We start from the raw sequence: 17,471 nt of genomic DNA, 5'->3' as shown, positions 1-17,471 counted from the left end.
ATACTTCCGGGTAAGGTAAGGACTAGGACGGCCGCAGAAAAGGACCCGCGCGGAAAGCGCGGGCGCCACGGATCCGCCGTCGGGCAGCGTGAATTCCGTATCGGTCGGACATCGGGAACAAAACTTGCGGGAGTGTGCCTTCTGGTCAGACGAAAGAAAAGGATCAGAGGACGCCTGAAACATACGGATCAGCGATTTGGGGCGCGCTTGCACGTGACGGCTGCCGTACTACTCTTTGTCATCGAGGCCCGATCGGCCCGGGGGACAGGCATGAAGCGCTATGCGGTGCTGGCACAGACGATCGCCGACGCCATCCGGCGCGGCGACCTCGCGGCCGGCGCGCGCATCCCGACCGTGCGAGCGGCATGCCGCGCGTATCGCGTGAGTCCGTCCACCGTGTTTCGCGCGTACTACGCGCTCGAAAGCGAGGGCCTGATCGTCGCGCGGGCGCGCTCCGGCTATTTCGTGGCGAACCTGGCCGACAAGCACGTGCGGTTCGGCCACGATCCGCCGCGCAAGCCAGGTGCGGCACAAACCGGCGACGACGACGCGTTGTTCCGCCTGCTCGACTCGCTCAAATGCGACGACGTCGTGCCGCTCGGCTCGGCATTCGCGAGCTATTCGCTGTTCCCGATGAGCAGCCTGTGGCGTCACGTCGCGTCGGCCGCCCGCAACATGGACCGCGGCAAGCTATTGGCGGGCTTGCCGCCCGGCTACGACGCGCTGCGCCGCCAGATCGCGTTGCGTTACCTGAATGCGGGCGCGTCGCTGCCGCTGGAGGAGATCGTCATCACGACGGGAGCGATCGAGGCACTGACGCTCAGCCTGCAGGCGCTGACGCGCCCGGGCGACATCGTCGCGATCGAACGGCCGGCATTCCACGCGGTGCTGCAGGTCGTCCAGTGCCTGCACCTGAAGGCCGTCGAGATTCCGGTCGACCCGCGCACGGGGCTCGATCTCGACGCGCTCGCCGAAGCGCTCGACACGCATCCGGTGCGCGCGTGCTGGTTCATGACGTCGTTCCACAATCCGACCGGCGCGACGCTGACCGACGAGCGCAAGCGCGCGCTGATCGAGCTGCTCGCGTCGCGCGGCGTGCCGCTGATCGAGGACGACGTGTATGGCGAACTGCAGTTCGGCACGGCCCCCACGCGCCCCGCGAAACTGTATGACGACAGCGGGCTCGTCCTGCATTGCGGGTCGTTCTCGAAATGTCTCGCGCCCGGGTTCCGGATCGGCTGGGTCGCGGCCGGCCGCTTCGTGCGGCAGATCCGTCAGGCCAAAGGCGCGAGCGGGCCGGCCGCCGACGTACCCGCGCAGATGGCGATTTCGAGTTACCTGCGCGACGGCGCATACGACCGGTTCCTGCGCAAGCTGCGACGCAATCTCGCCGCGCACCAGGCTCAGATGCTGTCGGCCGTGCGCGCGTATTTTCCGGCTGACACCGAAGTGTTCGCGCCGCGCGGCGGATATTTTCTGTGGATCGAACTGCCGCCGCACATGGATGCGATGCACCTGTTCGACGACGCGATGGAGAGCGGTGTCAGCATCGCGCCCGGGCCGATCTTCTCCGCGACCGGCGGCTTTCGCCGCTATCTGCGGCTCAACTACGGGCGGCCGTGGACACCGGCCGTCGAGCGCGCGCTGGAGACGCTCGGCACGCTCGCGTCCCGGCAACGGCACGGCGGCTAGCACGAGACGGGCGGCACGAAATGTGCGGCACGCGACGCGCGACATGCGCCTTGCGTTTCACGCGCGAACGACCAAGAATGAAGCGGCAGGCAGCCGCGGACGAACGGGTTCCACGCGTCCGATGTTATGGAGAATGACATGAACACCGCATGCGAACGACCGCCGATGTGTAACCCGACGATGGCGCGCGCCGGTCGCTGACGATGCGCGTCCTGCCCAACCGGCGTGTCCGCGCGCGCGATGCCTGGCGGGCCGTGCTGAACACGCGCGCCGAATCGCGGCACGCCGCTTGCTGCCGCTGCCGCTGCCGCGAATGCGGTTTCGTGGCGTTCCGCGCGCTCGAGCATTGCCCCGTCTGCGGTCAGTGGAACTGGCCGTTCGAGTCGATTGGCCACACACCGGCCGACGCGCGTGCCGCGCATGCGCCGCGGTCGTTCCATACATGGTCGTCGCGCGTCGCCCGAGCGCTGCGCAACGCGGCTTTCCAGCGGCCGCGCGCATCGAGCGCGCCAATCCTGAGCATACTGACGCTCGTGCTGCTGGTCGGCGGCTACGTGATGGTCGACCAGACCTGCGAGGCCGATCCCGTCTGTCGGGGCTCCGGTGTGCCGGGCGCCGTCGCGACCGGAGCCGTACTTCAAGCGTCGAACGAGCCATTGATACCGGTCGTGCCGGCACCCGTCTACCCGTTTCATTCGACCGATGAAACGGCGGTGGCAGCCCGTCCGCCACTGGCCAATCCGCCACAGGACGCCCCGCTCGCCGGCAAACCCGCGCGCCGGATGGCGGTTGCACAGGCCGCGCCGTCGTTGCGCGCGCCTGACCGGACGCGCACCGGCGCGGTCCGCGTCGCCGACTGGAAAGGCAACCGCGACACCGCCCATCGCACGCGTGCGATCCGCCGCGTCAGCCTGCACACCGGGCGGACACGTCGCGCCGCGGCCAGCAACGCCGAACTCGCGAAGCTCTATCGCGGCCACTGAGCGCGCGATCCGGGCCCGCGTGCCCGTCGATTCAATTTTCTAAACCGCCCCTCACGAAACCTCGTTTGTGCCGCGACGGACGCATGACGTTCAATGGGTCATTCGCCCGCGCCGGCGCGTATCGCACGCCGGCGCAGTCCGATCCACCGAACGGAGTCTGTCGATGAATGCACTGCAGCTCGTGACCCTGGCTGCCATCTGGAGCGCGTCCTTCCTGTTCATGCGCATGGGCGCGCCGGAATTCGGCGTCGTCCCGCTGATCGCATTGCGCGTCGCGATCGCGGCCGTGCTGTTGTCCCCGGTGCTGCGCGATGCGCAAGCGCGGCACGAATTCCGCGCGCACGTCGTGCCGCTGTTCGTCGTCGGCATCGCGAACTCGGCGCTGCCATTCTGCCTGCTGACCTATGCGGCCCTGTTCGTGACGGCCGGCACCGATTCGATCCTGAATGCAACGACCCCGCTGTGGACCGCGATCGTCGCGTACGTGTGGCTGCGCGCGCCGCTGACGAAACCGCAGGCGATCGGCCTCGCGCTCGGCTTCGCCGGGGTCGTCGTGCTCGCCGGTTCGGCGCTCGGCACCGGCACGCCCGGCGCGCCGAGCGCGATCGCCGCCGCGATGCTCGCGACGCTGTCGTACGGGTTCGCGGCGCATTACTCGAAGCGCAAGCTCGCGAACGTGCGGCCGTTCGTGTCCGCGTTCGGCAGCCAGTTGTTCGCGGCCGTCGCACTCGTGCCGCTCGCGCTGCCGATGTGGCCGCACGGTCCCGTGCATGCGTCCGCATGGATCGCGGTGGTGTTGCTCGGCGCGATCTGCACGGCGGTGGCCTACCTGCTGTATTTCGGGCTGCTTCGCAGTGCGGGCGCGCAATACGCGGCGTCGGTCACGTTCCTGATTCCGGTCTTCGGCGTGGTGTGGGGCGCGATCTTCCTGCACGAGACGATCACCGTGCAGACGGTCGCCGGGTGCGCGATCATCCTGCTCGGCACGGCGCTCGCGACCGGCAAGCTCAAGGGCTTCGCCTCGGCTGCCGTGCGCGGGTCAAGCCAGTAGATCGGAGGCGTCGCGCTCGTCGCGGCCGATCTCCCGCGCCAGCCAGTCGCGGAACGCGGCGATCTTCCACTCGTGCTGGCGCACTTCGCTGCATACGACGTAATAAGAAAACTCGGTCGGCCAGGGCCGCGCCAGCACGCGAACCAGCCGCCCGGCCGCGACTTCGTCGCGCGCATAGATGTCGCGCACCAGCGCGATGCCCTGCCCGGCGACCGCGGCCCTGATCAGCAACGCATCCTCGCTGAAGCTCGCGCCGCGCGGCGCGCGTGCGTCCTCGATGCCCTGCGTGCGCAGCCACAGCACCCAGTCGGCGCGGTCGGCGTCCTGCAGCAGCGGGTACGACAGGCAATCGGCGGGGGCGTCGATCGGGCGCGCGGGATCCAGCAGTTGCGGGCTGCACACGGGCCACAGCTCCGGCGTCCAGATGCGGAACGATGCATGCCCGGGATAGCGGCCCAGCCCGTGCCGGATCGCGACGTCGACGTAGTCGCGGCGCAAGTCGACCAGTTGCGCGCGCGTCTCGACGGTGATTTCGATTTCGGGGTACGCGGCATGGAACGAACCGAGCCGCTGCACGAGCCACGTGTTCGCGAACGACGCGGTGGTCGTCACCGCGAGCCGGACGATGCGCCGGTTCGCGCCGTGCACGCTCGCCCACGCGGCCTCGATCTCGTTGAAGCCGCCGGCGAGCTGGTCGAACAGCGCGCGGCCGGTGCCGGTCAGCTCGAGTTCGCGGCCGGTGCGCTCGAACAGGCGCACGGCGAGGCGATCCTCGAGATTGCGGACATGCTGGCTGACGGCGCCCGGCGAAATGCAGAGCAGGTCGGCCGCCTGTTTCATGCTGCCGCAACGCGCCACTTCGACGAACGTGTGCAACGCGGCGAGGGGAAGTGACTTGGCCATCCGTGGAGCGCCGCCGCGCGGCGGTGGAGGGTTCGGGAACGGGCGATGATTATCGCAGCAATTGCGCGGCCCCGCCTTTGCTCCGGCAACGAAAACGGGCGGCCCGTTTCCGGAACCGCCCGCTTCGTGTGGCGCGTGTCGAACGCTAGTGCATCACGCCGCCAGCAACCCGTGCGGGTCGATGACGAATTTGCGCGGCGCGCCGCCGTCGAACTTCTTGTACCCTTCCGGCGCCTGATCGAGCGAGATCACTTCGACGTTGACGATCTTCGCGATCGGCAGCCGGTCGAACAGGATCGCCTGCATCAGGTTGCGGTTGTACTTGAGCACCGGCGTCTGGCCCGTGAAGAACGAATGCGACTTCGCCCAGCCGAGGCCGAAGCGGATGCTCAGGCTGCCGTGCTGCGCGGCCTTGTCCTTCGCGCCCGGATCGTCCGTCACGTACAGGCCCGGGATGCCGATCGCGCCGGCCGGGCGCGTGATTTCCATCAGCGAGTTCAGCACCGTCGCGGGCGCTTCCTCCGCATGGCCCGACGAGCCGTGGCCGTGCGCCTCGAAGCCGACGCAATCGACCGCGCAGTCGATCTCGGGCACGCCGAGGATCTGCTCGATCTGCTCGCCGAGCGACGCGTCCTTGGACAGATCGACCGTCTCGAACCCCATCGCCCGTGCATGCGCGAGACGTTCCGCGTTCATGTCGCCGACGATCGTCACGGCCGCGCCGAGCAGGCGCGCCGATGCGGCCGCCGCCATCCCGACCGGGCCCGCGCCCGCGATATAGACCGTCGAACCGGGTTTCACGCCGGCGCTCACCGCACCGTGATAACCGGTCGGCAGAATGTCGGACAGGCAGGTCAGGTCGCGGATCTTCGCCATCGCCTGGTCGCGATCCGGGAATTTCAGCAGGTTGAAATCGGCATACGGCACGAGCACGTACTCGGCCTGGCCGCCGATCCAGCCGCCCATGTCGACGTAGCCGTACGCGCCGCCGGCACGCGACGGGTTCACGTTCAGGCACACGCCCGTATGCGTGTCCTTGCACATCGCGCAGCGGCCGCACGCGACGTTGAACGGCACCGACACGAGATCGCCGAGCTTCAGCGTCTCGACGTCGCGGCCCACTTCGACCACTTCGCCGGTGATCTCGTGACCGAGCACGAGGCCGACCGGCGCGGTCGTCCGGCCGCGCACCATGTGCTGGTCGGAGCCGCAGATGTTCGTGCTGACCACTTTCAGGATCACGCCGTGGCCGATCGCGCGGCCGCTCGGGTCGACCATCTTCGGATAATCGATTTTCTGGACTTCGACCTGGCCCGGTCCAAGATAGACGACACCTCGATTGCTGCTCATCGTATTGTCTCCATGTCTCGTTGGATGGCGCCGCGGCGCGCCGGCCCTTGCGGCGCACGCGCAACGTGCTGTTCGAGAGTAGTCCGGGAGGCAGGGGCGCCGATGTCTCAAACGCGACATGCGTTTGATCGGCGCCGACATCGATGGCGGAAATACGAAAGTCGGGCGGGAATCTACCGGGGGTCGGACCGGCCCTTGCGGCCGGCCCAACCTCGACGGGCCGGCGCTACCCACCCTGATTCTCGCGGATGATCGCGGCGGCGGCCGCTTCCGCGTCGCTCGCGACGCCGTCGTGCACGCGCGTGCTGACGGCGGGCGTCGGCGGCTCGCTGTCGAGCGCGTGGCCGTTGCGGTCGTGCGTGTCGACCGTCGCGCGCATCGACAGCCCGACGCGCAGCGGATGCGCGGCGAGATCGCGCGGATCGATCGCGATCACGACCGGCACGCGCTGCACGACCTTGATCCAGTTGCCGGCCGCGTTCTGCGACGGCAGCATCGAGAACGCGCTGCCCGTGCCCGCCGAGAAGCCCTGCACGCGGCCGCGATAGGCGATGCGCGAGCCGTAGAGATCCGACACGACCTCGACCGGCTGCCCGACGCGCATGTGGCGGATCTGCCCTTCCTTGAAATTCGCCTCGATCCACAGCCGGTCGAGCTGCACGATCGACATCAGCGGCACGCCGGGCCCGACCTGCTGGCCGACCTGCACCGAGCGCTGCCCGACCGTGCCGTCGACGGGCGCGACGATCGTCGTGCGCTTCAGGTTCCGGTACGCGAGCTTGAACTGCGCGGCCGCCTGCACGACGGCCGGGCTTTCGTCGACGGGCAGCTTGCCGCCGAGCGCGCGCGCCGCGTCGAGCTGCGCCTGCGCGGCCGCAAGGTTCGCCTGCGCACCGGCCACGGCCGCGCGGGCCCGTGCCAGTTCTTCGGGCGCGACGATCTCGACCGATGCACCCGAACGCGCGGCGAGCGCGCGCTGCGCCAGCGACAGGTCGGCGCGCCGCGCATTCACGGCCTCGACGTACATCGTGTTCGAGATCTTCGCGTTCGCGACCTGGCGCACGGCCTGCGCGAGCTGCGCCTTCGCCTGCGCGAATGCGACGGACGCCTCGGTGTCGTCGAGCCGCACGAGCGTCTGCCCGGCGCGCACGGCCTGCGTATCGGCGACCACCACGTCGGTCACGGCGCCCGGGATCTGCGCGGCGACCTGCACGATGCTGCCCGCGACGTACGCGTCGTCGGTGTCTTCGTAATAGCGGTCGCTCAACAGCCAGTACGCGGTCCATGCGATCGCGGCCAGCAGCACGATCGCGAAGAACACGGTGAAGCGCTTGCGGCGCGTCGCGCGGCGCCCATCGAGGGCCGGGTCGTCCAGCGCGGCAGGCGGCGCGGCGGAATGAAGGTTGTCGTGGTGCATCAGTCGCTTTGCGTAACGATCAGACGATCGTGCTGGAAGACGGGAATCGCGGGCATCGGCGACGCGCTCCGCGCCGGACTCGCCGCGGCCGTGCGCGCGAGCACGGGCGTGCCGCGAGGCGCTGCGTCGGGACGGGTCGCGCCGATCGTCGACGGGCGCGCCGTGTCGTCGCGTCGCGCGGATTCAGGGGCGGGCGCGGCCCGCGTCGTGGCGAAGGCCGCCGACATCGCCGTGCTCGCCGTACTGGCCGCCGGCGAGTCGTTCGAAGGCCCCGCCACCGTCGCCCGGTTCGCGGCCACGGCAGTCGCGGCCCCGCGCCGGGCCGCCCCGCCGCGCGCCTGATGCACGGCCGGCGTCTGCGCCTGCGCGACCGTTGCGCCCGCATCGAACCCGCCACCCAGCGCGCCGATCAACCCCACGCGGAGCGTGCGCTGCTTGCCGAGCAACGCGATCATCTGCGTGCGCTCGTCGATCAGCGTGAGATCCGCGACATCGACGTCCTTCTGCATCAGCACGCCGCGCCGATGCCGATCCGCCGCGATCTGCACGATCTTCTGCGCGGCCGCGACCGCGTCCTGCTGCTGCGCGACGAGCGTCTGCGACGTCTGCAGCGACGTGACGAGTTGCGCGACCTGCCCGAGCGCGTCGTCGACGGTCTTGTTGTACAACCCGATCGCGACGTCGGCTTGCGCGACGTCCGCGCCGAGCTTCGCCTTCAGCCGGCCGCGATCGAAGATCGGCAGCGAAATCGCCGGGCCGACGGAGCCCGCGAGCGAATCGCGCGAGAACAGCGACGCGGGCGTCAGTGCGAACACACCGCCGAGCGCGACGAGGTTCACGTCCGGATAGAACTGCGCGCGTGTCGAGTCGGCATTCGCGAACGCGGCCTCGACCCGCAGCCGCGCGGCGACGATGTCGGGCCGGCGGCCGAGCAGATCGGCCGGCAGCCGCGCCGGCACCGCGCCGCCCGCGAACGCGCCGACGCGCGGCCGCTGCAGCGCGAGCCCGCGCTCCGGGCCACGGCCGGACAGCACGCCGAGTTGCAATTGCGCGAGCTTGATCTGCTCGTCGTTCAGCGCGATCTGTTCGAGCAGGCGGCTGCGCTTGATCGACGCATCGCTCGCGTCGTACGCGTTGTCGAGGCCGCGCGCGGTGCGCTCGCGCAGCACGGCCGTCACGCGCTGGCTGATCTTCAGCTTCTGCTGCAACAGGTCGCGCACCGCGTACGCCTGGTCGAGCTGGCAATACACGGTGACGATCGCGACGGCGAGCGTGAGCCGCACCTGCTCGGCCTCGACGCCGGCCGCGTCGCGCAACGACATCAGGCTCTTCGTCGCCGCGCGGTTCTTGCCCCACAGATCGAGCTGGTAGTTCAGCCCGACGAAGATCGACGACGGCGACACGTTCGGATCGCCGAAAATCTGCACCGGCACGCGATAGCCGCCGGCCGTCACGTCGGCGATGTCGCCGGGCTTCGGCATCCGTGCCCGGCTGATCGTCGCGCCGGCCGTGCCCGTCAAACCGGTCAGAGAATCGAATTGCTGAAGCTGTGCCTGCGCGATCCTCAGCCGCGCCTGCGCGACCTGCAGGTCGGGGTTGTGCTGCGACGCCTCGGCGACCAGATCGTCGAGTTGCGGATCCTGCAACTGCTTCACCCAGTCGGGCGCCGGCCACGCGCCGTTCGCGCCCGGGCCGGCGGTATGCACGAGCGCATCGTCGGCCGGCGCACGCAGCGACAGCGACGGCAGGAAGCCCGACGGCACGCATCCGCCCAGTGCGAGCATTGCCGCGGCGGCCGCCGCGATCAACGAACCGCCCTTCACGCCCCGCGGCACACCCGCCGCTTGCTTCGTCGGCTGCATCGTCACCCCTGTCGAACGCGCTGCGCCCGCGCGGCCAGACGCGGCCGCGTGCGCTCGAGCGGGCCGAGCCGGCCGAACAGGCCGTCCGCGACGCCGAACAGGATGCCGGCCAGCTTCGCGCGCTTGTCGCGCTCGACGAGCGCGATCTGCACGACCTGCCACACGGTCAGCAGGTTCGGCACGAGCGCCACCGGAAAGCGCAGCCCGTACTGCATCCCGAGCTGCACCGCATTGCGCGCGCTGTAGTAGCGCCGTTGCCACGAGTGATTCATCGACGTCATTTCAAAAGGGCCGATCGCGTGCCGCTGCTTCGCGCCGATCCGGTGCGGCAGCACCAGCGACGGCACGACGTAGAGCGGCACGTTGCGCGCCAGCGCGCGGAAGCTGTATTCGGTATCGACGTGATCGATGAACAGCGTCTCGTCGAACCGGCCGAGCACGTCGAACGCGTCGCGCGACACGACGCAGCCGGACGAGATCAGGAATGCGCAGCGCTGCATCGGCGTGCCCGGCTCGATGCGCAGGCGGCGCAAGCCGATGCCGTTGGTCGCGAGTTCGGGCAGGAAGCTGCGCGCGTTCTCGTCGAAGATGCGCGGGCCGGCCAGGAACGCGCGCCCCGCGAGCCCCGCGCAGACGTCGCGCATCGTCGGGAAATACGCGGCCGGCACCGACGAATCCTGGTCGAACAGCGCGACTGCGTCGACGCGGTCGCGAAACAGCGCCGCGAGCCCCGCGTTGTACGCCCCCGCGATGCCGCCGCGATTGCCGTGATGCAGCAGCGCGATGCCTTCGCGTGCGCACAGTTCACGAGCCCGCGCATCGGGCTGCGGCGTGTTGTCGACGACGAGCAGCGCGTCGCACGCGTGCCGCCATCCGCGCAGCGCGTCGAGCTGCGCGTCGCTCGGGTGATACAGGATCACGAGTGCGCCGAGTGTCGTCATGGTCCGCTCCTCAATGCCCGAACGACGCGGCCGCGCCGCGCTTGGGGCGCGTCAGCCACATCATCGCCGCGAGCGCGAGACACGTCATGCTCGCCATCCAGAACATGTCGTTGGTCGCCATCATGTAGGCCTGCTGCATCACGACGTGGTGCAGCGTCGTCAGCTCGCGCACGCCGTCCACGCCCATCGCGTTCAGCGCATGCACGAAGCGTTGCGTGTTCGCCGACGCATGCGTGACCGATTGCGACACGACGTCGTAGTGATAGGTCGCGCGGTTGTCCCACAGCGTCACGCTCATCGCGGTGCCGAACGCGGCCGACAGTGTGCGCAGGAAATTCGACAGGCTCGACGCGGCGGCGAGCCGGTCGTCCGGAATGCGCGACAGCGTCGCGGCGGTCAGCGGGATGAAGAAGCACGGCAGCCCGATGCCCTGGATCAACCCGGGTGCCGCGATCTGCGCGAACGTCATCTTCAGCGTGAAATGCGCGTCCCATGCGAGCACGGCGGCGAACACGAGAAAGCCGAACGTCGCGAGCACCCGCGCGTCGAAGCGGTGCGCATGCAGCCCGACGAGGATCGAGAACACGAGCGCGAGCACGCCGAGCGACGCGGTCGCGAGCCCCGCATGAAACGCGTTGTAGCCCATCACGGCCTGCATCCACAGCGGAAACACCACGCCGACCACGGAGAAGCTCATCATCCCGAGCGAGATGATCAGCACGCAGAACGAGAACGTGCGGTCGCGAAACAGGCTCAGGTCGACCACGGGATGCGCTTCGCCCGCTTCCCAGATCAGCAGCGACACGATCGCGAGCGCCGCGACCACCGCGAGCGTGACGATCAGCGGCGAATCGAACCAGCCGCGGTCGTGGCCGAGATCGAGCATCGCCTGCAGCGAGCCGACGCCGATCACGAGCAGCACGATGCCCGGCACGTCGATCGGGCCGGCCGCGCCGCGCTGCGCGTCGGGGCGCAGCATCGCGGTGCAGACCGCGAACGAGAACAGCCCGATCGGCAAATTGATCAGGAAGATCCACGGCCACGAGAAGTTGTCGACGATCCAGCCGCCGACCACCGGCCCGAAGATCGGCGCGAGCAGCACCGTCATCGCCCACAGCGCGAGCGCGATCGTGCGTTTGGTCGGCGCAAAGGTGCGCAGCAGGATCGTCTGCGACAGCGGCACCATCGGCCCCGAACACAATCCCTGCAGCGCGCGGCAGATCACGAGCACGTGCAGGTCGCGCGCGAGCCCGCACAGCAGCGACGTCAGCGTGAACAGCAGCACCGCGCCGACGAACAGCCGCAGCTCGCCGACGCGGCGGGCCAGCCAGCCGGTGAGCGGCACCGCGATCGCGGCCGCGACCGAATACGAACTGATCACCCACGTGCCCTGGCTGTTCGATACGCCGAGACTGCCCGAGATCGCCGGCACCGCGACGTTCGTCACGGTCGAGTCGAGCACCTCGATGAAGGTCGCGAGCGACAGCGCGAACGTCAGCAGCGCGAGCCGGATGCCGCTTACCGGCTGCGCGGCGGGCGCGGGCGCGGGCGCGGGCGCCGGCGCGTCGAACGCGGACGGCGCGACGGGCCCGTCGTGAAGCGGCGACGCGGCGCTCATGCGCCGGCCACCGCGACATCGGCCCGCGCGGCCAGGCGCCCGCGCCTGGGCACGAACCGTTCGATGAAACCGGCGGCCGCGTCGCAGCCGTCCGGCGCGGCCGCGAGCAGCGCGCGCGTACGTTCCGCATGCACCGCGAACGCGGGTTCGTCGAGTACGCGCGCGAGCGCCGCGCCGAGCCGCGCGCCGTCGAGCGGGCCGTCGACCCGCACGCCGCAGCCGTTTGCGACGACGCGCTGCGCGTTGTCGAACTGATCGTGCGCGAACGGCGTGACGACCTGCACGATGCCGGCTTCGCACGCGAGCGCCGCCGTGCCGATCCCGCCGTGATGCACGAGCGCGCGGCAACGCGGCAGCAACGTGCGCATCGGCACGAAGCGGCGCACGAGCAGCCGGTCGCCGCCGGGCGCCGCATCGTGCGGCGTCAGCAGGATGCCGCGCGCGCCGGTCGCGCGCAGCGCGTCCGCCACCGCACGCGCATACGCCGCATGATCGACGAGCGTCGACCCGGCCGTGAACACGACCGGGGCTTCGCCGGCCGCGAGAAACGCATCGAGTGCCACATCATCGTCGGGTGTCGCGATATCGTTGAACAACGGAAAACCGCTTTGCAGATGATTCGACGGCCAGTCGGGCTGCGGCGGCGCGAACCAGCCGGGGAACAGGCACAGCACGCCGTCGGTCGAATGCAGCCAGCGGCCGAGCACGCGCCGCGCGGGTGGCAGCCCGAGCTCGCGGCGTACCGCGTCGAGCGCGGGGCCGCACACGCGGTCGAGCACCTGCCGCTCGATCAGCGTCATCAGCGCCGATTTCACCGGCAGCGGCCAGCGCGCGGGAATCGTCAGGCGCGGGTGAGTGGGCGGCGCATGCGCGGACAGCAGTGTCGACGGCGACACCTGCACCGACACGTACGGCGTGCCGTGCAGTTCCTGCATGAAGCGCGCGGAGAACGCCCACAGCGTGCCGACCAGCACCGTGTCGGCATCGGCCAGCGCGCGCAGCGCATCGTAATGCGGGCGCAACGTCGGCGCGATCACCTGCCACAGCGTGCGGAACGACGTGCGCGGATCCCACAGCGCGGGGTTCGCCATCGCCACGTCGTATTCCGCCGCGGTGCCGACCGGCACGAACGCGAACCCGCAGCGGCGCACGGCCGCCTCGAACGGCGCATGCGTGCAGAACACGACGTCGTGACCGCGCGCGGCGAGCGTGCGCGCGATGCCGAGCAGCGGATGCACGTCGCCCGCCGAGCCGATCGCGGTCACGATCATCTTCGCCATCGCGCGCCTCGCGGGTGTCAGTAGAAGCCAGGGATCAGCGCCGCGACCTCGCGGCGGTACTGCGTATACGCCGGCCCGAAATATCCGGTCAGCCAGCTCTCCTCGACGCGCACCTTGTATGCGAGCGACGCGAACACGAGCAGCACGCCGATCGCACCGCGCCATTCGCCGCCGATCAGCGCGGCGCCGACCAGCGCGATCAGGCAGCCGGTGTAGATCGGATGACGCACGAGCGCATACGGCCCCGTGCGCACGAGTTCGTGGTTTTCCTTCAGCGTGACCGACACGCTCCAGTTCGTGCCGAGATGCAGCCGCGCCCACACCGAAAACAGCAGGCCGGCCACCAGCACCGCGAGCCCGCACTGCGCCTGCAGCCCGAAGCGCTGCCAGTCGGGCACGAGCGCCTGCCACGACGGATCGGGCAGGATGATCAGCGCGCCGCCGACGATCAGCGGAATCGACTGCAGCGTGCGCGAGCGCGACGCCTCCTTGCGCACGGTCGTCTTGACGCCCTGCGACGTGGCGATCCAGTACGCGAGCCACGCGGCCCACGGAACGACGATGGCGATGGTCTGAACGATATTCACGGCTGGCCTGCCTCGTTGGGATGGGAATTCGGATACGCGGGACGAACGCGATGCGCGGCGGATGGCGTCACGACGACAGCGCGTGCATCGGTGCGGGTATGCACGCCGGCGCGGTCGCACGTGCGATGCCGGCCGCGACGGACGCTTCGCCACAGAAGAAATCGAGCAACGCGGCACGGGTGTATTCGCGCTGCGCACGGCCTTCGATGTCGAGGAAGTGGCCGGCGTCCGGCACCGTCGCGAACCGCGCGCGCGCCACGTGCGCGCCGAGTTGCCGCACGTCGGCCGGCGTCGTGTATTCGTCGCGCTCGCCGTTCAGGAACAGCAGCTCGCAGCCGATGTTCGCGAATTCGCTGAAATAGCGCTCGGGCTGCAGCGACAGGATCTGGTCGACGTGGAACGCGACCTGGTCCTGCTCGTCGCGCGGCAGGCGCGTCAGATACCGGTAGTTGTACAGCTTCATGATGCGCGGCAGATAACGGCCGACGGTGTCGTTCAGCAACTGCGCGGCCTTCAGGTTCTCGCCGGCCGCGATGTGGTCGCGGGCGCGCGTCACGTAGTCGACCATCGCGTCGTTCAGGAACGGCGAGAACGAACAGATCGCCGCGCGCCGCACGCTCGGGCAGCCGCGCGCGAGCGCGAACAGCGACGCGACGCCGCCCCACGACACCGACACGAGGAACGACGGCGCGAAGTGCTCGACCAGGTATTGGAGGATCGCGGCTTCGTCGTCCTTGGTCAGGATGAAGCAGCCGGGATTGTGCTGGCGCGACTGCCCCGCATACGGCAGGTCGAAGCAGATCGTGTTCATCCGCTCGCCGAGATACTGGACGGTCTGGCCGAACGACGCGGTCGTCGCGAGCGCGCCGTTGACGAGCATCGCCGTGTCGAACGCCGGGTCGAACACGTTCCGTTCGACGTAGACCTTCAGACCATTCGGCAGCGGGACCACGTGTTTTTCGGTCGGCATCGTCGTTCTCCGGTGGATGCGGCGTCTCGACGTCGCGGCATGCTGCAGGTGCGCAATGGCTGGCGCCGGCCAGGCGCGCGATCCGTCCGCGCGGCCATTGCCGACGCACCGCGGCAATGACCGGCGGCGCCATTCATTCCTCGTAGTGCGGCGCCATACTAATACGGTCGATATTACTGACTCAAGTCATTCCAAAAATCCCTCTACTCGGCCCGGAAATACGCCGGATTCAAATTTTTTCATCAATTTCTATGGTATGCGGAATCCCAAAAAGAACGAACGCAATCGTTTGCGAGCAGTCCACGCCGGCATTCAAAAATCCGTAAATACGCATTGTTTTCAATCAATTACATCATTTCAATCGACCGATTGAAACGGTTTTTAGAAAACCGCGCATCTTCACAATCCGATTTGACAATTTCACATCGTGAATAATGTTGCAGATTTCGACACTCTTTCGATTTGTAATAGAAACAGGTGGGGAAACGGTCCATCGCATTGCGTCATTTTTTCATGAACCGTTTTAAACAGATTCAAACTTAATTAACGTTCTTTCAAGGCGTTTTTCCGCACCTGCACATGACGCTCGCGACGAACGACCGTGCCCCGTTTAGAACACCGCACCTCGTTCGGCCCCGATTTTTTGTTGATTGAACGATCAATAAAAAACCGATAAGCTCTCGACTTCCATGGACGGCCCGCCCGGGCGAAGGGAGTCGCGATGCCGAAAGTCGGAATGCGGGAGATACGCCGCGCACAGTTGATCGACGCCACGCTGCGCTCGATCGACGAAGCGGGCCTGCCCGGCACGACGCTCGCATCGGTCGCGCAACGCGCGAACATCTCGACGGGCATCGTCAGCCATTACTTCGGCGACAAGGACGGCCTGCTCGAAGCGACGATGCGACACGTGCTGCGCGACCTGTGGTCGGCCACCACGCGTCGCCGCGTCGCCGCACGCAAGGACCCGCGTTCGCGGTTGCGCGCGGTCGTCGCCGCGAACTTCGACGACACGCAGGTCAGCGCGCCGGTGATGAAGACGTGGCTCGCATTCTGGTCGCAGAGCATGCACGACCCGATGCTCAAGCGCCTGCAGCACGTGAACACGCGGCGCCTTCATTCGAACCTGTGCGCCGAGTTCGCGAAAGCATTGCCGCGGACGAAAGCGCGCGAAGCCGCCAGCGGCCTCGCCGCGCTGATCGACGGCCTGTGGCTGCGCGGCGCACTCGCCGGCGGCCCGATCGACACCCGAGCCGCGTTGAAGCTCGCCCACGATTACATCGACCTGCTGCTCGCGTCCGACTGACGCGTCACGCAGTCGCCCTCAAGGAGATCCTCATGTCCGTATACGGTTTGCAGCGCCTCTACATCGGCGGCGGTTACGTCGACGCCACCAGCGGCAAGACTTTCGACACCTTCGATCCCGCCACCGGCGAACTGCTCGCGCAGGTGCAGCAGGCGAGCGCGGCCGACGTCGACCGCGCCGTGGCGTCCGCTCGGGACGGCCAGCGCGAATGGGCCGCGATGACCGCGATGCAGCGCTCGCGCATCCTGCGCCGCGCGGTCGACCTGCTGCGCGAACGCAACGACGAACTCGCGGCCATCGAAACGCGCGACACCGGCAAGCCGATCGGCGAGACGCTCGCAGTCGACATCGTCACCGGCGCGGACGTGATCGAGTACTACGCGGGCCTCGCGACCGCGATCGAAGGGCTGCAGGTGCCGCTGCGCGCCGAGTCGTTCGTCTATACGCGCCGCGAGCCGCTCGGCGTGTGCGCGGGCATCGGCGCGTGGAACTACCCGATCCAGATCGCCTGCTGGAAGACGGCGCCCGCGCTCGCGGCCGGCAACGCAATGGTGTTCAAGCCGAGCGAAGTCACGCCGCTGACCGCGCTGAAGCTCGCGGAAATCTATACGGAAGCCGGCGTGCCGGCCGGCGTGTTCAACGTCGTGCAGGGCGACGGCTCGGTCGGCGCGCTGCTCACCGGCCATCCGGACATCGCGAAGGTGTCGTTCACCGGCGGCGTCGAAACCGGCAAGAAGGTGATGTCGCTGGCCGGCGCCTCGTCGCTGAAGGAAGTGACGATGGAGCTTGGCGGCAAGTCGCCGCTGATCGTGTTCGACGATGCGGACCTCGACCGCGCGGCCGACATCGCGGTCACCGCCAACTTCTTCAGCTCCGGCCAGGTCTGCACGAACGGCACGCGCGTGTTCGTGCACCGCTCGGTCAAGGACGCATTCACGCAGAAGGTGCTCGAACGCGTGAAACGCATCCGCGTCGGCAAGCCGACCGATGCCGACACCAACTTCGGCCCGCTCGTGTCGGCCGCGCAGCTCGACAAGGTGCTCGGCTTCATCGAGAGCGGCAAGGCCGAAGGCGCGAAGCTGCTCGCGGGCGGCACGCGCCTGACCGACGGCCACTTCGGCAGCGGCCAGTACGTCGCGCCGACCGTGTTCGGCGACTGCCGCGACGACATGAAGATCGTGCGCGAGGAGATTTTCGGGCCGGTGATGAGCATCCTCGATTTCGAATCGGAGGACGAAGTGATCGCGCGTGCGAACGACACGCACTACGGGCTCGCGGCCGGTGTCGTGACCGAGAACCTGTCGCGCGCGCACCGCACGATCCATCGCCTCGAAGCCGGCATCTGCTGGATCAACACGTGGGGCGAGTCGCCGGCAGAAATGCCGGTTGGCGGATACAAGCAATCCGGTGTCGGGCGCGAGAACGGCATCACGACGCTCGAGCACTACACTCGCATCAAGTCGGTGCAGGTCGAGCTCGGCCGCTACAACCCGGTGTTTTAAGACAAGGAG

General features: G+C 68.6%; 15 protein-coding genes. 5 read left to right on the top strand and 10 right to left on the bottom strand.

Features of this window, described 5'->3' with window-relative positions:
- The first annotated feature begins 270 nt into the window (after positions 1–270).
- On the top strand, positions 271–1,692 hold the full coding sequence (locus H0X95_RS15420) for an aminotransferase-like domain-containing protein (RefSeq protein ID WP_006498742.1): 1,422 nt from the start codon (positions 271–273) through the stop codon (positions 1,690–1,692).
- On the opposite strand, the gene H0X95_RS35960 is transcribed toward H0X95_RS15420, so the two are convergent.
- Positions 1,689–2,039: a hypothetical protein gene (locus tag H0X95_RS35960; RefSeq protein WP_230878217.1), complete on the bottom strand. Its 351-nt coding sequence runs from the start codon at positions 2,037–2,039 to the stop codon at positions 1,689–1,691. The two genes, H0X95_RS15420 and H0X95_RS35960, sit on opposite strands and share 4 nt — an antisense overlap.
- Between H0X95_RS35960 and H0X95_RS15415 the strand changes: the two genes are divergently transcribed.
- On the top strand, positions 2,016–2,675 hold the full coding sequence (locus H0X95_RS15415) for a hypothetical protein (RefSeq protein WP_264832967.1): 660 nt from the start codon (positions 2,016–2,018) through the stop codon (positions 2,673–2,675). The two genes, H0X95_RS35960 and H0X95_RS15415, sit on opposite strands and share 24 nt — an antisense overlap.
- Before the next feature lie 163 nt (positions 2,676–2,838).
- Positions 2,839–3,726: a DMT family transporter gene (locus tag H0X95_RS15410; protein ID WP_196446099.1), complete on the top strand. Its 888-nt coding sequence runs from the start codon at positions 2,839–2,841 to the stop codon at positions 3,724–3,726.
- Here the strand turns inward: H0X95_RS15410 and H0X95_RS15405 are convergent.
- The 9 genes from H0X95_RS15405 to H0X95_RS15365 all read right to left on the bottom strand — a co-directional run bounded on the left by H0X95_RS15405 (position 3,715) and on the right by H0X95_RS15365 (position 14,654).
- Positions 3,715–4,629: a LysR substrate-binding domain-containing protein gene (locus H0X95_RS15405; protein ID WP_006488990.1), complete on the bottom strand. Its 915-nt coding sequence runs from the start codon at positions 4,627–4,629 to the stop codon at positions 3,715–3,717. The genes H0X95_RS15410 and H0X95_RS15405 overlap by 12 nt on opposite strands.
- A 153-nt stretch (positions 4,630–4,782) precedes the next feature.
- Positions 4,783–5,979, bottom strand: coding sequence for a formaldehyde dehydrogenase, glutathione-independent (fdhA, locus tag H0X95_RS15400; protein WP_006488979.1), 1,197 nt, complete (start codon positions 5,977–5,979; stop codon positions 4,783–4,785).
- A 226-nt stretch (positions 5,980–6,205) separates the two neighbouring features.
- Positions 6,206–7,396 (bottom strand): HlyD family secretion protein, encoded by a 1,191-nt coding sequence (locus H0X95_RS15395; RefSeq protein ID WP_059721826.1) that lies wholly within the window; start codon positions 7,394–7,396, stop codon positions 6,206–6,208.
- On the bottom strand, positions 7,396–9,258 hold the full coding sequence (locus H0X95_RS15390; RefSeq protein ID WP_059721824.1) for an efflux transporter outer membrane subunit: 1,863 nt from the start codon (positions 9,256–9,258) through the stop codon (positions 7,396–7,398). The genes H0X95_RS15395 and H0X95_RS15390 overlap by 1 nt, the downstream gene beginning before the upstream one ends.
- 2 nt (positions 9,259–9,260) lie before the next feature.
- Entirely contained in the window at positions 9,261–10,199 is a 939-nt protein-coding gene (locus H0X95_RS15385) for a glycosyltransferase family 2 protein (RefSeq protein ID WP_006482184.1), read from the bottom strand.
- Between the two features lie 10 nt (positions 10,200–10,209).
- The gene (locus H0X95_RS15380; protein WP_059721823.1) at positions 10,210–11,817 is read right to left on the bottom strand and encodes a DHA2 family efflux MFS transporter permease subunit; all 1,608 of its coding nucleotides are present in this window, start codon (positions 11,815–11,817) and stop codon (positions 10,210–10,212) included.
- The gene (locus tag H0X95_RS15375; protein ID WP_196446098.1) at positions 11,814–13,097 is read right to left on the bottom strand and encodes a glycosyltransferase; all 1,284 of its coding nucleotides are present in this window, start codon (positions 13,095–13,097) and stop codon (positions 11,814–11,816) included. The genes H0X95_RS15380 and H0X95_RS15375 overlap by 4 nt, the downstream gene beginning before the upstream one ends.
- 17 nt (positions 13,098–13,114) lie before the next feature.
- The gene (locus H0X95_RS15370; protein ID WP_006482692.1) at positions 13,115–13,684 is read right to left on the bottom strand and encodes a methyltransferase family protein; all 570 of its coding nucleotides are present in this window, start codon (positions 13,682–13,684) and stop codon (positions 13,115–13,117) included.
- Positions 13,685–13,751: 67 nt separating this feature from the next.
- Positions 13,752–14,654 carry an alpha/beta fold hydrolase gene (locus H0X95_RS15365; protein ID WP_006498732.1) on the bottom strand — a complete coding sequence of 301 codons (903 nt, stop codon included), beginning with the start codon at positions 14,652–14,654 and terminating at the stop codon, positions 13,752–13,754.
- Between the two features lie 721 nt (positions 14,655–15,375).
- Here H0X95_RS15365 and betI point away from each other — a divergent pair.
- Positions 15,376–15,960: a transcriptional regulator BetI gene (gene betI, locus H0X95_RS15360; RefSeq protein ID WP_006482690.1), complete on the top strand. Its 585-nt coding sequence runs from the start codon at positions 15,376–15,378 to the stop codon at positions 15,958–15,960.
- 32 nt (positions 15,961–15,992) lie between these two features.
- Positions 15,993–17,462 (top strand): betaine-aldehyde dehydrogenase, encoded by a 1,470-nt coding sequence (gene betB, locus H0X95_RS15355; RefSeq protein ID WP_058903467.1) that lies wholly within the window; start codon positions 15,993–15,995, stop codon positions 17,460–17,462.
- The last annotated feature ends 9 nt before the right edge of the window (positions 17,463–17,471 follow it).

It is taken from the genome of Burkholderia sp. 9779_493, from assembly GCF_015712215.1.
GTDB classification, from domain to species: domain Bacteria; phylum Pseudomonadota; class Gammaproteobacteria; order Burkholderiales; family Burkholderiaceae; genus Burkholderia; species Burkholderia cenocepacia.
The sequence above is the reverse complement of the archived record's forward strand: the minus strand, read 5'-3'. Positions and strand labels throughout refer to the sequence as shown.

What these genes read in the sequence shown, in the direction of transcription:
- H0X95_RS15420 (WP_006498742.1), top strand. Translation starts at nt 271, where the DNA reads ATGAAGCGCTATGCGGTGCTGGCACAGACGATCGCCGACGCCATCCGG.
- H0X95_RS35960 (WP_230878217.1), bottom strand. Translation starts at nt 2,039, where the DNA reads ATGCTCGAGCGCGCGGAACGCCACGAAACCGCATTCGCGGCAGCGGCA.
- H0X95_RS15410 (WP_196446099.1), top strand. Translation starts at nt 2,839, where the DNA reads ATGAATGCACTGCAGCTCGTGACCCTGGCTGCCATCTGGAGCGCGTCC.
- H0X95_RS15405 (WP_006488990.1), bottom strand. Translation starts at nt 4,629, where the DNA reads ATGGCCAAGTCACTTCCCCTCGCCGCGTTGCACACGTTCGTCGAAGTG.
- fdhA (WP_006488979.1), bottom strand. Translation starts at nt 5,979, where the DNA reads ATGAGCAGCAATCGAGGTGTCGTCTATCTTGGACCGGGCCAGGTCGAA.
- H0X95_RS15395 (WP_059721826.1), bottom strand. Translation starts at nt 7,396, where the DNA reads ATGCACCACGACAACCTTCATTCCGCCGCGCCGCCTGCCGCGCTGGAC.
- H0X95_RS15390 (WP_059721824.1), bottom strand. Translation starts at nt 9,258, where the DNA reads ATGCAGCCGACGAAGCAAGCGGCGGGTGTGCCGCGGGGCGTGAAGGGC.
- H0X95_RS15385 (WP_006482184.1), bottom strand. Translation starts at nt 10,199, where the DNA reads ATGACGACACTCGGCGCACTCGTGATCCTGTATCACCCGAGCGACGCG.
- H0X95_RS15380 (WP_059721823.1), bottom strand. Translation starts at nt 11,817, where the DNA reads ATGAGCGCCGCGTCGCCGCTTCACGACGGGCCCGTCGCGCCGTCCGCG.
- H0X95_RS15375 (WP_196446098.1), bottom strand. Translation starts at nt 13,097, where the DNA reads ATGGCGAAGATGATCGTGACCGCGATCGGCTCGGCGGGCGACGTGCAT.
- H0X95_RS15365 (WP_006498732.1), bottom strand. Translation starts at nt 14,654, where the DNA reads ATGCCGACCGAAAAACACGTGGTCCCGCTGCCGAATGGTCTGAAGGTC.
- betI (WP_006482690.1), top strand. Translation starts at nt 15,376, where the DNA reads ATGCCGAAAGTCGGAATGCGGGAGATACGCCGCGCACAGTTGATCGAC.
- betB (WP_058903467.1), top strand. Translation starts at nt 15,993, where the DNA reads ATGTCCGTATACGGTTTGCAGCGCCTCTACATCGGCGGCGGTTACGTC.